This window comes from Streptomyces sp. NPDC058620 (genome assembly GCF_042717135.1).
Taxonomy (GTDB): Bacteria; Actinomycetota; Actinomycetes; order Streptomycetales; family Streptomycetaceae; genus Streptomyces.
On the sequence record NZ_JBHXQO010000012.1, the window covers coordinates 51,340 to 65,797 of the forward strand.

The following is a 14,458-nucleotide window of genomic DNA, read 5'->3' on the forward strand; positions in this document are numbered from 1 at the left end:
GGGACGAGTCTCCGTCTTTCCCGGCCGGCAGGGTAGCGAATTCCGCCGGGTCGGCCGGCGGGGAACAGCCGGGCACGACAGGGCGGACGAGAGAGGAAGCCGGCGCCGCGTACAGCCCAGGGCGGCAGCGAAGGGGAGCGCCTCCCCGCACCTGCTGACTGCGACGAGAGGACGCCGTCTTCACTCCTCCTACGTGAACGGGGGCCGGCGGGAAGCCGGGCGGTGGCGCGTCGGTTCACACTGCGGGCAGTGCGTACAGCCGCTTCCCGTGCATCACGGCAAGCCGCTTGCCCGCCGCCATGACGTACCACTGCTGAATGTCGCCGGTCTTGTCGTTGTACGTCCACCGCAGCTTGCCGGTCGCCGCGTCGAAGGCGTGCACGCCGCCCTCGTCGTCGAACTCGGTCGCGCCGTACAGGGTGCCGCCCACCTTGGCGAACTGCCATGCGTGCGCCGCCGACTCCAGCAGGTCCTCGTTGTGCCAGATCTGCTTACCCGTGGCGGGGTTCACCGCCCACAGGCCACGCACACTGTCGGACGCGTAGAGCACCCCGTCCAGCACCTGCGGGTCCTTGAACAGGCTGAACTCCTCCGTCGCCAGGGACCAGCGTTCCTTGCCTGACGCCAGGTCGAACGCCCGCAGCCGCTGCCCGTCCGCCACGATCACCACATCCTCGTGGAGGGCGAAACGGCGGTAGTTGGACTTGCCGATCTTCTTCGTCCACACCTGTCGGCCCGTCGTCGTGTCGCGGACGGTCAGGTTCTCCCGGTAGTCCGTGTACACGAGGCGCTTGCCGACGACCGAGGCGGTGATGCCGTGCTCCTCGGTGCCCGCGTCGCGCTTCTCGCTCCAGGCCACCTTGCCGGTGGTCGTGTCGATCGCGGCGATCACGTTGGTCGGCGTCGAGAAGTCCTTCTCCAGGACGCCTGCGAGCACGTAGACGTGGCGGTCGTCGGCCGCCATCGGGCGCGGCTGCTGGTACGACTTCCCCAGGCGGCTTCGCCAGGTCTCCTTGCCGGTGGCCGGGTCCAGCCCCACGACGTCGCCGTCGTACTCGGCACTGGAGAGGTACAGCGTTCCGCCGCCCGTGATGAGCCGGGCGCCGGGGGTGGTGATGCCTGCCCGCGACCACATCTCCTTGCCGCTGACGACATCCCGTCCCACCAGGGGGTCGCCCGACACCAGGACCACGTCCCCGACCACAACGAGGGCCTGGATGCCGGCCAGATTGTCGTTCGCGGCGTCCGCCTGCCAGAGGGGCTCGGGCGCGGTGCCCGGAGGCGGAGTGGTGAAGGCGTCACCGTTCTTGCCCCCGCTCGGCTTCGCGCTGCCCACCGGCTTGTCAGCCGGGTCCTCGGGACCGCACCCCACTGCTCCGGCCCCTATGACGGCGAGCCCCAGCCCTGTCCCGGCGAGCCTGAGTATCTGCCTGCGCGACACCGATCGACCGTTGCTTGTGCTCATGTCTGTTCCCCCGCATTCGTCCGGCTGTGACGACATTCCTCGGACGTCTTCAGCGCCGAAAGACTAACCGTCGACTTTCAGCCGGGCGCTGGGTGGTACATGATCGGGACAGTGCTGTGAAGCTCTCGTCATCGCGTCACAGGACGCCGGGGAGATACGGAGCCCAGCAGAGTGTGCGGTTGCAATGCCCGGGGACACCGCCTGGCACGGAAGCGCCGCGTTCCAGCCTGTCGGGATCGGCGTGGTTCGGGCAGGGTTGTGGGTGAACTGACCGGGTCCGGACCAACGCGTTGCTTCAGGTGCATTTACGCCGGGTCGGGCCTTGATGAGCCAGGGGACCGGCTCATCACCATCCACCACCCACTCGCCCCCCGACCGTCGACCTCCCCGAACGCCTTCACATCGTCAGCCGGCGCATGGACGCGGGTACCGGCCCACTCCGACATGACGAGCATGCTCCACCCGCACCGCGACTGACAGGAGCACCACCGTGACAGAGACAGAGTCCCTCGTTCACGCATGGCGCATCGACGACCGGGAGTACCGGCGCCAGGAAGAGCGACGTGGACGCCGGTTCGCGTACACCACCCTCGAACCGGCCCGCACAGCACTGGTGGTGATCGACATGGTGCCGTTCTTCGTCGACGCCAACCCCTACGCACGCGGCATCACCACGAACATCCAGCACCTCGCCGACACGCTCCGCAGCGCCGGCGGAACCGTCGCCTGGGTTCTGCCTGCCCGCACGGAGCGCACTGAAGTCGGCGACGAGTTCCACGGGCCGGAAGCAGCCGAGATGTTCCGTAATTCCGGCGGCACCGGACCGCTCACGGACAGACTCTGGCAGGGCTTCACCCCGGTCACGGAGGACTTCATGGTGGAGAAAACCGCACCCAGCGCCTTCTTCCCCGGCCGCTGCCCGCTCCCTGAACTCCTCCGTGAGCGCGGAATCAATGCCGTCCTGATCACCGGCACGGTCACCAACGTGTGCTGCGAATCCTCCGCACGTGATGCCTGGACGCTTGGCTATCGGGTGGTCATGGTGGCCGACGCGAACGCCACCGGGCGGGACCAGGACCACAACGCGACCCTGCATACGATCTATCGGTCGTTCGGAGACGTGCGACCGACAAGAGACGTGATCGCACTGATAGAGAGCGGCGAGACGGTCTGAGGGGTCGGCGGCCCGTGACGGCCGGAGAGACACCGCCAGCAGTCCGGGCAGCGCGTGTGGCTACGGGAAAAGCGGGAACTTCACGGATCTTTCGCACGTTGCCGAAGGCGACCTGATCGTTTGATATGTGACACGACGGCGTTGCTGTCGTCGGGGGAAGTGAGCAACCATGGCCATGGTGGGCCTGTTCTGGATCGTCGAGGGCGACGTGTACATAGGCGCGAAGCCGTCCGGCCTGGCTCCCGGGGTACGCCTGACCCCCGAGGGCGTCGTGGCCCTCGGGGACGGGCAGGCCGGCTACCACCTGTGGGAGGACGTGCACGCCCTGACGGTGGCGGACGTTCCCGTGAAGTCCTTGAAGCGGCAGGTCGGCGCGTTGAGGGACGTGGCTCTGGACACGGTGATGAACCTGGCCATGACCGTCGGTCCAGGATGGGTGGACGAGGCCCCGGTCATGATGACGGTGTGCATGGAATCACCCGATGGTGACCACGAGTTGTCGGCCTACGCGGCCGCAGCCGTTGGCTACTCACCGACAGAGGTCGATCTCTCCAGAGCCCTCCTGTCCCGCCTCACGGAGGGCGCCGCGACGATGGCCACGACGCTGGCGGCGATGTCGGAATGGGGCCGCGCGTGGGAGGGAAGTTCGCCTCGGAGGGCGGAGCGGGAGGCGTTGCTGCGGGGGTGGGTGGGTTGAGAACCCCCACCGAAATGATCTTCAAGGTGGTTGGATCACTCCGCAATTCATGATCCGGACCGGCTCGCCCCGAACGGTGTGATCGGGGCCGGTGGAAGGTAAATGCGTCGACAGCACCCATTGGTACCCGGCAGAGTGGCCGCCCGTGACGAGCAGTGAGCTGTGGACCCGTGCGACCGCCGACCGCTACGACGCCGAGGAGGCCGAAGCGTCCTCGGCTGCCGTTCTCGAACCCACTCTCGCCTTCCTGTCAGAGCTCGCGGGAGATGGCCGTGCGTTGGAGTTCGCCATCGGGACCGGACGGGTAGGCGTCCCGCTCCGGGAACACGGCGTGCCGGTAGTGGGCATCGAACTGTCCGAGCACATGGCAGCGGTGCTGCGGCGCAAGATCGACGAGGTCATGCTTCCGGTATCCATCGGGGACATGGCCACCACTGTCGTCCCCGGTGAGTTCACCCTGGTCTATCTCGTCTACAACACCATCACGAACCTGCTCACGCAGGACGAGCAGGTCGAGTGCTTCCGCAACGCCGCACGTCATCTGGAGCCCGGCGGCCGATTCGTCATCGAGCTGGGCGTGCCACCGCTGCGGTTCCTGCCGCCCGGCCAGGTCGCGGTGCCGTTCGACGTCTCCGAGCAGCATCTCGGCTTCGACACCTTCGACCTGGTCGAGCAGGTTCTCGTCTCGCACCATTTCACCCGCGATGGCGACGACGGCCGCTACCGTCGCGACACCTCCCGGCACAGGTATGCCTGGCCGGCGGAGCTCGACCTGATGGCACGGATCGCTGGGCTGGAGCTGGAACGTCGCGTCGCGGACTGGGACGGGGCGCCGTTCACCCAGGACTCCACGAAGCACATCTCCGTATGGCGCAAGCCAATCTGAGGTCGGCCCCCGGGCTGTCGACTGAGCCGTGCCTGTCCTGAAACTCACGCACCGCCTGCCGCCCGGTGACCGCACAGCCTGGCTGGACGAGACGCTCGCCCGCGCCCGCGCCTATGCGACGGCCGGCGGACGGCATCTTCGTTCTCGGCGCACCGGACGCCGAGACGGTCAGGACGCTCGCGGGCTCAACTCCTGCCGGTGAATGTCCTGGCCGGCCCCGGCGCACTACCCGTGTCCGAGTTCGCCGAGGCGGGAGCCGCCCGTATCAGCGCGGGATCCTCCATCGCCGAGTCAGCGTATGGGCTGGTTCGGCGAGCCGCCCGTGCACTGCTGGAGAAGGGCACGACGACCACTCTGGTGTCGACGAGGAGGTCGTACGCCATCTTGTCGATCGTCGCGAGGCTCGCCGACGCGGGGCCGACATCGTTCGGTTCATCGGTGCCCGCACGGAGGAAGGCGAGGTCGCCTCATGGACCGACCTCTATATGGACCCGGCAGCCGGAATCGCCCAGATCGAGGACCTGGTCACCTCGGAGGCCCATCTCAGGCGCGGCCATGCCGAGGCTGTCCTGACCACCGCGCTGCGCCAGGCTGTCGATGGGGACTGCGGTACCCGGTTCCTGACCGCCGACGCGACGGACTGGCCCCGTCATTGGTACGAGCGCCGCGGTTTCTCCGGCATCGGCCACTTCCACTGTTTCGAACGCGGCTGATCGAGAGACACTTGCGGCCGACCCGCCGTCTCAAGCAGACTGCGAGGCCAGGCATGCGGTCGAGTGCGGCATCAACCGCCTCAAGGGGCACCGAGCCGTGGCCACTAGGTACACAAACCATCCGTGCGCTAGCAAGCAACTGTTCTGGTCGCAGCCATCAACGAGTGGCTGTGAGGGGGTGGTGACGGGCGCATGACTCTGCGGGTGACCACGGGACCCAGGAAAGAGCCTCACGCCAACCTGACCGCCCGCAGGCCCAGCCCTGGAGCACCTCAGCCACAGGTTCCACTGCGAAGACCTCGTGCTCACGGGGTACCCATGCCTGGAAGTGCTTGTCCGGCCCTCCCTCGCGGTATTCCACCTGATAGCTCAGGTCGTCGTTGAGATACACCTGCATGTAGTGCTGGTCGGCGGGTTCCAAGTCGAGCCGCCTCACGACGACAAATCGCCATGCAAGGCTCATGTCCGCCAACAGGTCGTGTAGCTGTTCCTCGGACGGGTCGTCCCAGGTCGTCCCGTCCGCCTCAACTGCTTGAAGCACTGGTGTTGCCATGCAGCTGACTCTAGTAACCCACCCTGATCTCAACCTTGGCGGGTTCCACTTCCGAGGCACGCTTTATACGACGACCTCCCTGGTGCGGTGCAGGTCCGCGAGATAGTCCGTCGGCACCGTCAGCCGTCGGGCGGCGTCGAACGGGGGCGTGCCGTTTGCCGGCTGGACGCGCAGCACCGTGTGGAGGACCGGGTTGTGACTCTGGAAGGTGTTCGTGCTGCTCATCTGCATGAACCGCGCACGCCCAGTACGCCACCGCGCTGTGACCACCGTCGGCTGACGGAGCCGAACGCTGCCGACTCGCCCGTTCCGCAGCCCTGCCCTGCACTACCTCCAACCACGTCCCTGCCAACGCCCATCCGGCGCGTGCGTAGGTCAAGGACAGGAGTCGGGATCGAAAGACCGTGGGATGCCAACAGGTTCATCAGGGCCCAGATCACGTCGGGGCGTCCGGTCAGGGGGATTTCCTCACCGTCGGGCGCGATGACCACGGCCGGGGTGGTGCCGGCGAGGAGGTTGGTGCGGGCCCAGTCGATGACGTACGACCTGCCGTTCGGGTCGGCGGGGGAACTTCGGCCAGGAGCTGCGCCAGTGGGTCTGCTGGGGAGCGCAGGGTGATCGTCCGGCAAACTCCGTTGTCAGTGCCTCCCCATAGTGTGAAGTCATCACTCGGGGAGCTCGGAGAAGGAGCACAAACGTGTCCACCAACAAGATCCAGCACAAGGTGAATCACGTCGCACTGGTAGTGGACTGTTCAGGTTCCATGCATCAGCACCAGAGCCAACTCATCCGTGTTGTCGACGAGTTCGTGGCGGGATTGAAGGCCGAGTCGGACAGTCTCGGTCATGAAACCCGGATCAGTCTCTACTCCTTCGACCACAAGGTGGAGAACCTGGTCTGGGACATGGACGTGAAGCACCTGCCGTCCATGCGGGGCCTGTACAAGGTCAACAACGGCGCTACGGCACTCATCGAGGCCTCTCTGAAGTCCCTGGACGACCTGGGCCACATCTGGGAGGCGTACGGCGAGCACAGCTTCCTCCAGATCGTGGTGACGGACGGCGAGGAGAACGCCTCCGGAGGCGACAGGCGGCATGACGGCGACATGACCATCCTCGGTCCCTGGCTCGACAAGATCGCGGCGAAGATGGGTGCGCTTCCGGGCCACTGGACTTCCGCGATCCTCGTTCCGAACTCCCTGGCGAAGCGAACGGCCCAGAACTACGGCTTCCCGGCCGGAAACATCGCCATCTGGGATGCGGATTCCCAGGAGGGTGTCGAGGAGGCGATCGGTACCGTGCGCGCCGCCGCCACCAGCTTCCTCCGTGGCCGCGAGCAGGGCGTGCGCGGCACGAAGAACCTGTTCGCGGTCGGCCAGGACATATCGGTGGACGACGTGCGGGCGAACCTCGAACCGGTCCCGGCCGACAGGTATCGACTCCTGAAGGTCGATACGGAGGTCGAGATTCGATCCTTCGTTGATTCGCATCCGGGCGTGACGTACGAACGCGGGTCGTGTTACTACCAGCTGGGCACACGGGTTCAGGTCCAGCCCGACAAGGAAGTCATCGTGGTCGAGAAGGACACGGACCGCGCATACACGGGCGACGCGGCGCGCAGTCTTCTGTTCGGCACGGGTATTCAGGGGACCGTCTCCGTGAAGGCGGGGCGTAATCCCAAGTTGGAGGTATACGTCCAGAGTCGCTCGGTGAACAGGAAGCTCAAGCCGAAGACGCGCCTGCTCATCATGCTCTGACCTTCACGAAACGGGCTATCGCCACGATCACCAGCGCCGAGGCAGGCCGGACCACATCCCGTAGAGGTGTTGACGGACTGCGAGGGTTCCGACGAGCGGGTCAGATCCTCGTGTCGCGCCCAGGGGGCGATGCTACGGCGTGATCACGCCGGGCCGGTCCCCCGCTGCCCCGCGGGCCGTGACCAGGCCCGATTCGTAGGCCGCGATGACCGCCTGCGCGCGGTCGCGGACGGCGAGCTTGTCGAAGATGCTGGTGATGTAGTTCTTGACCGTGGAGAGGCTGATGTCCAGGGCGCGGGAGATCTCGGTGTTGTCGAGGCCGGTGGCCATCAGATGCCACACCTCGACCTCGCGGGGCGTGAGTTCACCCAGGCCGGTGGGGGCCGGCCGCGCGCCGTGGGGTGCCCGTACGTAGGTGGAGATCAGCCGGGTAAGCAGGCGCGGCGCGACGGCGGCCTCGCCGGCGTGGACGGTGCGGATCGCCGCGCTCAGGTCCTCCGGGGAGCTGTCCTTGGGCAGGAACCCGTAGGCTCCGGCGCGCAGCGCGCCCACGACGTACTCGTCCATGTCGAAGGTGCTGAGTGCCAGGACCCGGCAGTCGGGCACGGTGGAGGCGAGTTCCCGGGTCGCGGCGACCCCGTCGAGAACGGGCATCCGGATGTCCATCACCACGACATCGGGGCGCAGTTGGCCGGCGAGAGTGACGGCCTGCGCGCCGTTCTCGGCCTCGCCCACCACATCGAAGGACGGGTCGGGGGCGAGGATCAGCGACAGGCCGCGCCGCACCAGCGGCTGGTCGTCCACGATCAGCACCCTGATCCTCGGCGGCGTCGGCCCGGTCCCGGTCATCGGTGTACCCCGTCGTGCTGGACGGCAGCCTCGGCCGCCTCGTCCGTGGTCAGCGGCAGGTCGGCCACCACGGCGAATCCCCCATCGGCCTGCGGGCCGACGGTGAGGGTGCCGCCGTGCAGGGCGACGCGCTCGCGCATGCCGATGAGGCCGTAACCGCCCGAGCCCACCGCCGACGCCCCCTCCTGCGGCGGTGCGCCTCCGCCGTCGTCCCGCACCTCGACGGTGATCCGCTCCTGGTGGTACGTCAGTTGCACGGTCGCCCGGGCGGCCCCCGCGTACTTCCGGGTGTTGGTGAGGGCCTCCTGGGCGATCCTGAACACCGTGAGGCCGACGGTCGGCGGCAGCGGGCGCTGCGGCCCGCGGACGCTCAACTCGGTCGGCAGTCCGGCAAGGCGGGACTCGGCGACCAGGCCGTCGAGGTCGTCGACACCGGGCTGGGGCAGCGACGGCGCGGCCTCCGTTTCGTCGTCGGACCGCAGCACGTCCAGGAGTTGGCGCATCTCGCGCAGCGCGAGCCGCCCGGATGCCTCAAGGGTGACCAGTGCGTCCCGGACCACCTCCGGTTCGGCGAGGTTGGCCCGGGCTCCACCGGCCATCAGCTGCATGGTGGTGATGTGGTGAGCCACGATGTCGTGCAGCTCCCGTGCGATGCGGCGGCGTTCGTCGGCCACCGCACGGTCGGCAAGGAGTCTCCGGTTGGCCGCCACCTCCCGCTGCCAGCGGTTGACCGCCATGGCGGTGCCGACGACGATCAGGGTGCTGAGGGGCGAGGAAACGGCGTCCTGCCAGGGTGGAACCCATCCGTCGCTCTGGCTCAGCAGCGTCAGCGACACCGTCGCGACGGCCGCGACCGCCGTCACCCGGCCGGGGCAGGCCCTGGCGACCGAGTACAGGGCGACCACCAGGACGGCACCGAAGTGGCTGGGCAGCGGTACGGCCAGGGCGGCCGTCGCGTCGAGTGCCAGTACGGCGGCGAGCGCCGCCACCGGGTGGCTGCGCCGGGCGAGCAGCGGCAGGGCCGTCAGCGCGACGAGGAGAAATCCGGCCACCCTCACGTCGTGCTGTCCGTCGGGGTCGTTGACGAACACGTAGCTGAGCAGGTTCATCACGCAGGCCCCGCCGGTCACGAGTGCGTCGTTACGCGTCCACGGCGGCTCGGCGCTGTCGATGTGCAGCGGTTCCCGGGCATCGTTGGGCCCGATGTGTCGAATGCTGAGCATGTCTGTTCCCCCTGTGTCCGCCCTCCCCCCGGGACAGGGTTGCACAGCACCCGCCGTGCCGGCACCGGCGGCAGCGGTTGGCGGCCCCTGCCCCGGACGCGGGCCCCCATCGGGACCAGGACCAGGGTCCTGGTCGCGGGCCGGGGGAGGACCCAGGGCCCCGGTCCGGTTCATCCGCTGCCCCGACGCTGGGCGGCCCCTCCCAGTGATGGTCTGGAGACCGGCCGGGAGCCCCCGGCAGACGTCCGCACTCAAGACCGTCCGCCGGAGGACATCGTGATCCGCGCCCTGACCGGATACTCCACCAGACACCCATGGAAGGTCATCGCCCTCTGGGCGGTGCTGGGTGTCGTACTGAGCGCCCTGACCCCGACACTGATCGCCCGCGTCACCCAGCACCAGACCGGGGACTTCCTGCCCCGCAGCTACGACTCGGCCGCCGCGCTGCATATCGCCCAGGAACAGTTCGGGGTGGACCCCGACGCCACCACGGTGACCATGCTGGTAGCCCGGTCCGACGGCAAGGCCCTCGGCGCCGCCGACGAGACGCGGGTCGAGGCCGAGGCGGCGAAGCTGGCCCAACGCCGGGTGATCATGCCCAGGGAGGACGACGTCCCGCAGTTCCTGGTTCCGGACCGCTCACAGACGCCCCGGATCACCCCGGCGATGATGGCGCCCGACCGGAGTTTCGAACTGCTCTCCGTCCAGCTGACCGGGAACCCCTCGGACAAGGGGGTCCAGGGCGTCTACCGGGCCTTCCGGGACGCCGCCCAGGTGCAGTTCTCCGAGGCGGGAATGCGCACCGGCTTCACCGGGAGTCTCGCCGAGACCGTCGACACCACCGATGCCCACGAGACCGCCGCGACGGTCGGGAGCGCCCTCGTCATGGGGCTCATCGTCCTGCTCAACGTGCTGGTGTTCCGCAGTGTGCTGGCGGCCCTGCTGCCGCTGCTCGCGGTGGCCGTCATAGGCGGTGTGGCGGCGGGCGCCGTGGCGGGTGCGGCGATGCTCACCGGGCGCGATCTCGATGCGGGCACCCCGGGGCTGATCAGCGTGGTCCTGCTCGGCATCGGCGTCGACTACCTGCTGTTCCTGCTGTTCCGCTTCCGCGAACACCTACGCGACCGGCCCGAGCAGTCCGCACGCGAGGCGGCCGAACAGGTCTCCGGCCGGGTGGGCACCGCGATCACCTCGGCGGCGCTGACCATCGTGGCCGCGTTCGCCACGCTGGGCCTGGCGACCTTCGGGCAGTTCCGCTCGTTGGGGCCCGCAATCGCCGTGGCGGTCCTGGTGATGCTGCTCGGCAGTCTCACCCTGCTGCCTGCGCTGCTCGCGGCCGCCGGGCGCAAGATGTTCTGGCCTTCCCGAACTCTGCGCCACGAGCCGGGCGAAGGTCGTGCCGCCCGCTTCGCCGTGCTGGTCACGCGACGACCGTTGATGATGCTGATGGCCTCGGTCGCCCTGCTTGCCGCGCTGGCCGCCGGGCTGACCGGCATCCGCATGGACTACGGCCGGGGCGACTCCGGTGACCGGACCGCCGCCGCCGTCACCGCGGCCGAGATCTCCCGCACGCTGCCGGCCGGAGTGTCGGACCCGACGAGCGTCTTCGTCACCACCACGGACGGTGGCACCCTCACCACCGCCGGACTCGACGGCCTCTCCCGTGCGCTCACCCAGGTCGACGGCGTCGGCAAGGTCGCGCCGACCGTCCTCAACGAGGACCGCCGCGCCGCCCGGATCGACCTCTACCCGACCGCTGACCCGCAGAGCCAGGAGGCCCGCGACCTGGCCTCCGGACCGATCCGGGCCACGGTCGCCCAGCACACACCCGCCAGGACGACGGCACACGTGGGCGGGACGGCGGCGATCTTCGCCGACGTCTCGACCGCCGTCGACCACGACCTGAAGATCGTGTTCCCGGTCGCGGCCGCGCTGATCGCGCTGATCCTCCTGCTGCTCCTGCGCAGCCTGCTCGCACCGGTGGTCCTGATGCTCTCCGTCGGGCTCGGCTTCGCCGCCACCCTCGGCGCGGCCACACTGCTCTTCCAGCACACCCTCGGCAAACCGGGCGTCAACTTCACCCTCCCCCTGGTGCTGTTCCTGTTCGTCGTGGCACTGGGCACCGACTACAACATCCTGATCGCCGACCGGATCCGGGAGGAGATGCGGCGACCGGGCCCGGCCCGTGACGCCGTGGCCCGCGCGGTACGGCACACGACACCGGCCATCGCGACGGCCGGGCTGGCGCTGGCCGGCTCCTTCGCCACGCTCGCCACGACCCCGGGAAGCGAACAGGTCGCCTTCGCGATGGCGCTCGGCATCATGCTCTCCGCGCTCGTCCTCTCGCTGGTGCTGGTCCCCGCCGTTGCCGCACTCCTCGGCCGGGCCATCTGGTGGCCGGTCCGCCCGCGGCCCACCGCGGGCGGCCACCCGCAGCACCGTGCGACCACGCCTGCCCCAAAACCGGACCAGGTCACGGCGTACTGAGGCTCGGACCGGAGTGCCACGGGGGCGTATGAACCCGGTGGCAGCGGCGCGCACCCGGTCGCCCTCCGAACCCGTTGACCATGTGGCGGACCGCGCTACGGCAGGTCCAGGTCATCGGGTTCGGTGGCCGAGCGGACCGGACGTGTCCGCGACGTTCAGCGAGCCAGGAGTACGGGCGCCAGCACGACCAGGGCCGGAATCGTCTGGACGAAGAGAATCTTGCGCGACGCCGTCGCGGCACCGTACAGGCCCGCGACCGCTACGCAGATCACGAAGAAGACCCGCACCTGGAAGCCAACCGGGTCGGAGGCGAAGGCACCCCACAGGAGCCCCGCTGCCAGGAAGCCGTTGTACAGGCCCTGGTTGGCGGCGAGGGCCTTGGTCGCAACCGCGAACTCCTCCGTGGTACCGAAGGCGGCTCGCGCCCGTGGGCCGGTCCACAGGAACATCTCCAGGACCAGGATGTACACGTGCAGCAGGGCGAGCGCGACGACAGCGACCACGGCGAGGGCGTTCATAGCGGGCACACTATGTCACGCCATCACAGGCCAACGCTCAAGTCGTGACCAGCAGATCCTGTCGAGGTCGGGTAGCGCGGCGGCCCAGAAGCAGCCGCCCGCGAAGAGCGGGGTCTGTGCGTAGGTGAGCCGGCGTTCGGTCAGCGCCCACAGCCGCGGGGTGCCCGGCGCAGGGGCTCGTGCCGGGCGTACGACGGCCTCGGAGAACTCTTCGCGCGCCGTCTCGGCGGCGGCCAGTCGCAGGTTCTCCTTGGTCCCGAACAGCGTCGGGATTCCGCTCTTGCTCAGTTCCAGGTCGGTGGCGAGGCGGCCGATGGCGATTCCTTCCAGACTCCCAGTCGACCTCGCTCCCCGACTCCCGTTCGGCAGCGGCCCCTTCGGCCGGCGCGTGCTGTTCGGGGCCACGGGCGGGAGCCTCCACGGTCCGCGGCTGCACGGCGACGTGCTGCCCGGCGGCGACTGGGCCCTGTTCGGTCCGGACGGCACCATGACCCTGGATGTACGGCTGACATTGCGCGCGCACGACGGCGCGCTGGCGCACATGACCTACGGGGGCCGCTGGGTCACGCCGCCCCCGCTGCGCGAGGCGCTCGCCGACCCCGCCGAGCGGCTCCGGATCGACCCGGCCCGCTACTACTTCCGCACCACTCCCGTCTTCGAGCCCGGGGCCGAGACGTACGTATGGCTCAACGGCATTGTCTGCGTCGGGTCCGGCTGCCTGGTCCAGGACGGGATCGCCTACAAGGTCTCGCAGGTGCTGTGACCGTCGGCCGCCCCGTTCCTCCCTTGCCGCCGGGCGGCCGCCGCACCCCCACCACGAGGGGCGACGCCGACCGGAGTAGGAATAGGGCCATGACTTCCGTAAACCCCTCATCCGCACCCTCCGACGACAGCGTTCACCCGTTCCGCCTCCACATCCCGCAGGAGGAGCTGACCGATCTGCACGAGCGTCTGGATCGCACGCGCTGGCCGGATGAACTGCCCGGAGTGGGCTGGGAGTACGGCGTCCCCCGGGGCTACCTCAGGGAACTCGTCCGGTACTGGCGACACGAGTACGACTGGCGTGCCGCCGAGGCCAGGCTGAACACCTGGCCGCAGTTCACCACGACAATCGACGGGGCGCTCATCCACTTCGCCCACATTCGGTCCCCCGAACCGGACGCCACACCGTTGCTCATGACGCACGGCTGGCCGGGCTCGTTCGTCGAGTTCACCGAGGTCGTCGGTCCCCTCACCGATCCGCGGGCGCATGGCTGCGACCCGGCGAACGCGTTCCACCTCGTGTTGCCGAGCATCCCCGGCTTCGGGCTGTCGGGCCCGACACCTGAGACGGGCTGGGAGTTCCGACGGGTGGCCGGCGCGTTCGCCGAGCTGATGCGGCGCCTCGGCCACCAGCGGTACGGGGTGCAGGGTGGTGACTGGGGTGCGGCCATCTCACGGGAGTTGGGCCGGACGCTGCCTGACCAGGTCATCGGCGTACACCTGAACCTGCTTCCGAACTCGGGCGCCACACACGAACCCGATGCCAGGGAACTGGACGCGCTGAGCCCGCACGAACGCAAGCGCACGCTGGCTTCCTGGGAACGCTTCCAGGAATGGTGTCGTGAACGTCAGGGTTACGCGGACGTCCAGTCGACCCGCCCGCAGACACTGGCGTACGGCCTGACCGATTCGCCGGTGGGGCAACTGGCCTGGATCACAGAGAAGTTCAAGGAGTGGACCGACTCCCGGGACCGCCCGGAAGACGCCGTCGACCGCGATGTGATGCTCACCAACGTGATGCTGTACTGGCTGACCGGAACCGCCGGTTCGTCCGCACGCATCTACTACGAACGCGCCCACGCCGACTACTGGGGCACGCCACCCGGACCATCGACAGCGCCGACCGCCGTGGCCGACTTCGCACACGACAACTTCATCCCGCTGCGGCACATCGCGGACCGGACGAACAACATCGTGCAGTGGACGGAGTACGACCGGGGCGGTCACTTCGCGGCAATGGAGCAGCCTGACCTGCTGGTCGACGACGTACGAAGGTTCTTCCGGAAACTCCGCGAGACTCCCCCGCGATAAGGGGCGGCAGGTCCGTCACCGACGAGGGCGGCACGTAGACCGACCGCGATCGTTGATCAGCGAT

Annotated in this window: 15 protein-coding genes; 8 read left to right on the forward strand and 7 right to left on the reverse strand. The window is 68.8% G+C overall.

From position 1 onward, the window contains the following. Positions 1 to 235 precede the first annotated feature (235 nt). Complete coding sequence (locus ACFWSK_RS14725) at positions 236 to 1,465, reverse strand: PQQ-binding-like beta-propeller repeat protein (RefSeq protein WP_383785018.1); 1,230 nt, start codon at positions 1,463 to 1,465, stop codon at positions 236 to 238. A gap of 490 nt (positions 1,466 to 1,955) precedes the next feature. Between ACFWSK_RS14725 and ACFWSK_RS14730 the strand changes: the two genes are divergently transcribed. The 4 genes from ACFWSK_RS14730 (at position 1,956) to ACFWSK_RS14745 (ending at position 4,935) form a co-directional block, all read left to right on the forward strand. Then, positions 1,956 to 2,639: an isochorismatase family protein gene (locus ACFWSK_RS14730; RefSeq protein WP_383785020.1), complete on the forward strand. Its 684-nt coding sequence runs from the start codon at positions 1,956 to 1,958 to the stop codon at positions 2,637 to 2,639. Between the two features lie 169 nt (positions 2,640 to 2,808). Beyond that, on the forward strand, positions 2,809 to 3,336 hold the full coding sequence (locus ACFWSK_RS14735; RefSeq protein WP_383785022.1) for a hypothetical protein: 528 nt from the start codon (positions 2,809 to 2,811) through the stop codon (positions 3,334 to 3,336). A 145-nt stretch (positions 3,337 to 3,481) separates the two neighbouring features. Then, positions 3,482 to 4,222: a class I SAM-dependent DNA methyltransferase gene (locus ACFWSK_RS14740; RefSeq protein ID WP_383785025.1), complete on the forward strand. Its 741-nt coding sequence runs from the start codon at positions 3,482 to 3,484 to the stop codon at positions 4,220 to 4,222. 113 nt (positions 4,223 to 4,335) lie between these two features. Further along, complete coding sequence (locus tag ACFWSK_RS14745) at positions 4,336 to 4,935, forward strand: GNAT family N-acetyltransferase (protein ID WP_383785027.1); 600 nt, start codon at positions 4,336 to 4,338, stop codon at positions 4,933 to 4,935. A gap of 157 nt (positions 4,936 to 5,092) precedes the next feature. Here ACFWSK_RS14745 and ACFWSK_RS14750 read toward each other — a convergent pair whose 3' ends face one another. Then, complete coding sequence (locus tag ACFWSK_RS14750; protein WP_383785030.1) at positions 5,093 to 5,488, reverse strand: hypothetical protein; 396 nt, start codon at positions 5,486 to 5,488, stop codon at positions 5,093 to 5,095. A gap of 63 nt (positions 5,489 to 5,551) precedes the next feature. Further along, complete coding sequence (locus ACFWSK_RS14755) at positions 5,552 to 5,713, reverse strand: hypothetical protein (RefSeq protein ID WP_383785032.1); 162 nt, start codon at positions 5,711 to 5,713, stop codon at positions 5,552 to 5,554. A 472-nt stretch (positions 5,714 to 6,185) separates the two neighbouring features. Here ACFWSK_RS14755 and ACFWSK_RS14760 point away from each other — a divergent pair, with 472 nt between their 5' ends. Further along, entirely contained in the window at positions 6,186 to 7,244 is a 1,059-nt protein-coding gene (locus ACFWSK_RS14760) for a VWA domain-containing protein (protein ID WP_383785035.1), read from the forward strand. A gap of 132 nt (positions 7,245 to 7,376) precedes the next feature. On the opposite strand, the gene ACFWSK_RS14765 is transcribed toward ACFWSK_RS14760, so the two are convergent. Beyond that, positions 7,377 to 8,093, reverse strand: a complete 717-nt coding sequence (locus ACFWSK_RS14765) for a response regulator (RefSeq protein WP_383785037.1) — start codon at positions 8,091 to 8,093, stop codon at positions 7,377 to 7,379. Beyond that, positions 8,090 to 9,316 (reverse strand): sensor histidine kinase, encoded by a 1,227-nt coding sequence (locus ACFWSK_RS14770; protein WP_383785040.1) that lies wholly within the window; start codon positions 9,314 to 9,316, stop codon positions 8,090 to 8,092. Before ACFWSK_RS14770 ends, ACFWSK_RS14765 begins: the two co-directional genes overlap by 4 nt. Positions 9,317 to 9,592: 276 nt before the next feature. Between ACFWSK_RS14770 and ACFWSK_RS14775 the strand changes: the two genes are divergently transcribed. Continuing rightward, positions 9,593 to 11,803 (forward strand): MMPL family transporter, encoded by a 2,211-nt coding sequence (locus ACFWSK_RS14775; RefSeq protein ID WP_383785043.1) that lies wholly within the window; start codon positions 9,593 to 9,595, stop codon positions 11,801 to 11,803. A gap of 155 nt (positions 11,804 to 11,958) precedes the next feature. Here ACFWSK_RS14775 and ACFWSK_RS14780 read toward each other — a convergent pair whose 3' ends face one another. Both ACFWSK_RS14780 and ACFWSK_RS14785 read right to left on the reverse strand, forming a co-directional pair. Next, positions 11,959 to 12,321 carry a DUF1304 domain-containing protein gene (locus ACFWSK_RS14780; protein ID WP_383785045.1) on the reverse strand — a complete coding sequence of 121 codons (363 nt, stop codon included), beginning with the start codon at positions 12,319 to 12,321 and terminating at the stop codon, positions 11,959 to 11,961. Between the two features lie 15 nt (positions 12,322 to 12,336). Beyond that, complete coding sequence (locus ACFWSK_RS14785; protein ID WP_383785048.1) at positions 12,337 to 12,726, reverse strand: hypothetical protein; 390 nt, start codon at positions 12,724 to 12,726, stop codon at positions 12,337 to 12,339. On the opposite strand from ACFWSK_RS14785, the gene ACFWSK_RS14790 reads away from it, so the two are divergent. Together ACFWSK_RS14790 and ACFWSK_RS14795 are read left to right on the forward strand one after the other, a co-directional pair. Next, positions 12,710 to 13,084: a DUF3237 domain-containing protein gene (locus ACFWSK_RS14790; protein ID WP_383785051.1), complete on the forward strand. Its 375-nt coding sequence runs from the start codon at positions 12,710 to 12,712 to the stop codon at positions 13,082 to 13,084. The two genes, ACFWSK_RS14785 and ACFWSK_RS14790, sit on opposite strands and share 17 nt — an antisense overlap. Before the next feature lie 89 nt (positions 13,085 to 13,173). Continuing rightward, positions 13,174 to 14,394 (forward strand): epoxide hydrolase family protein, encoded by a 1,221-nt coding sequence (locus ACFWSK_RS14795; protein WP_383785054.1) that lies wholly within the window; start codon positions 13,174 to 13,176, stop codon positions 14,392 to 14,394. Positions 14,395 to 14,458: the final 64 nt, after the last annotated feature.

Excerpts from the sequence above, each read along its gene's own strand:
- ACFWSK_RS14725 (WP_383785018.1), bottom strand. The coding sequence starts at position 1,465 with ATGAGCACAAGCAACGGTCGATCGGTGTCGCGCAGGCAGATACTCAGG.
- ACFWSK_RS14770 (WP_383785040.1), bottom strand. The coding sequence starts at position 9,316 with ATGCTCAGCATTCGACACATCGGGCCCAACGATGCCCGGGAACCGCTG.
- ACFWSK_RS14780 (WP_383785045.1), bottom strand. The coding sequence starts at position 12,321 with ATGAACGCCCTCGCCGTGGTCGCTGTCGTCGCGCTCGCCCTGCTGCAC.
- ACFWSK_RS14795 (WP_383785054.1), top strand. The coding sequence starts at position 13,174 with ATGACTTCCGTAAACCCCTCATCCGCACCCTCCGACGACAGCGTTCAC.
- ACFWSK_RS14735 (WP_383785022.1), top strand. The coding sequence starts at position 2,809 with ATGGCCATGGTGGGCCTGTTCTGGATCGTCGAGGGCGACGTGTACATA.
- ACFWSK_RS14745 (WP_383785027.1), top strand. The coding sequence starts at position 4,336 with ATGCGACGGCCGGCGGACGGCATCTTCGTTCTCGGCGCACCGGACGCC.
- ACFWSK_RS14765 (WP_383785037.1), bottom strand. The coding sequence starts at position 8,093 with ATGACCGGGACCGGGCCGACGCCGCCGAGGATCAGGGTGCTGATCGTG.
- ACFWSK_RS14755 (WP_383785032.1), bottom strand. The coding sequence starts at position 5,713 with ATGAGCAGCACGAACACCTTCCAGAGTCACAACCCGGTCCTCCACACG.
- ACFWSK_RS14750 (WP_383785030.1), bottom strand. The coding sequence starts at position 5,488 with ATGGCAACACCAGTGCTTCAAGCAGTTGAGGCGGACGGGACGACCTGG.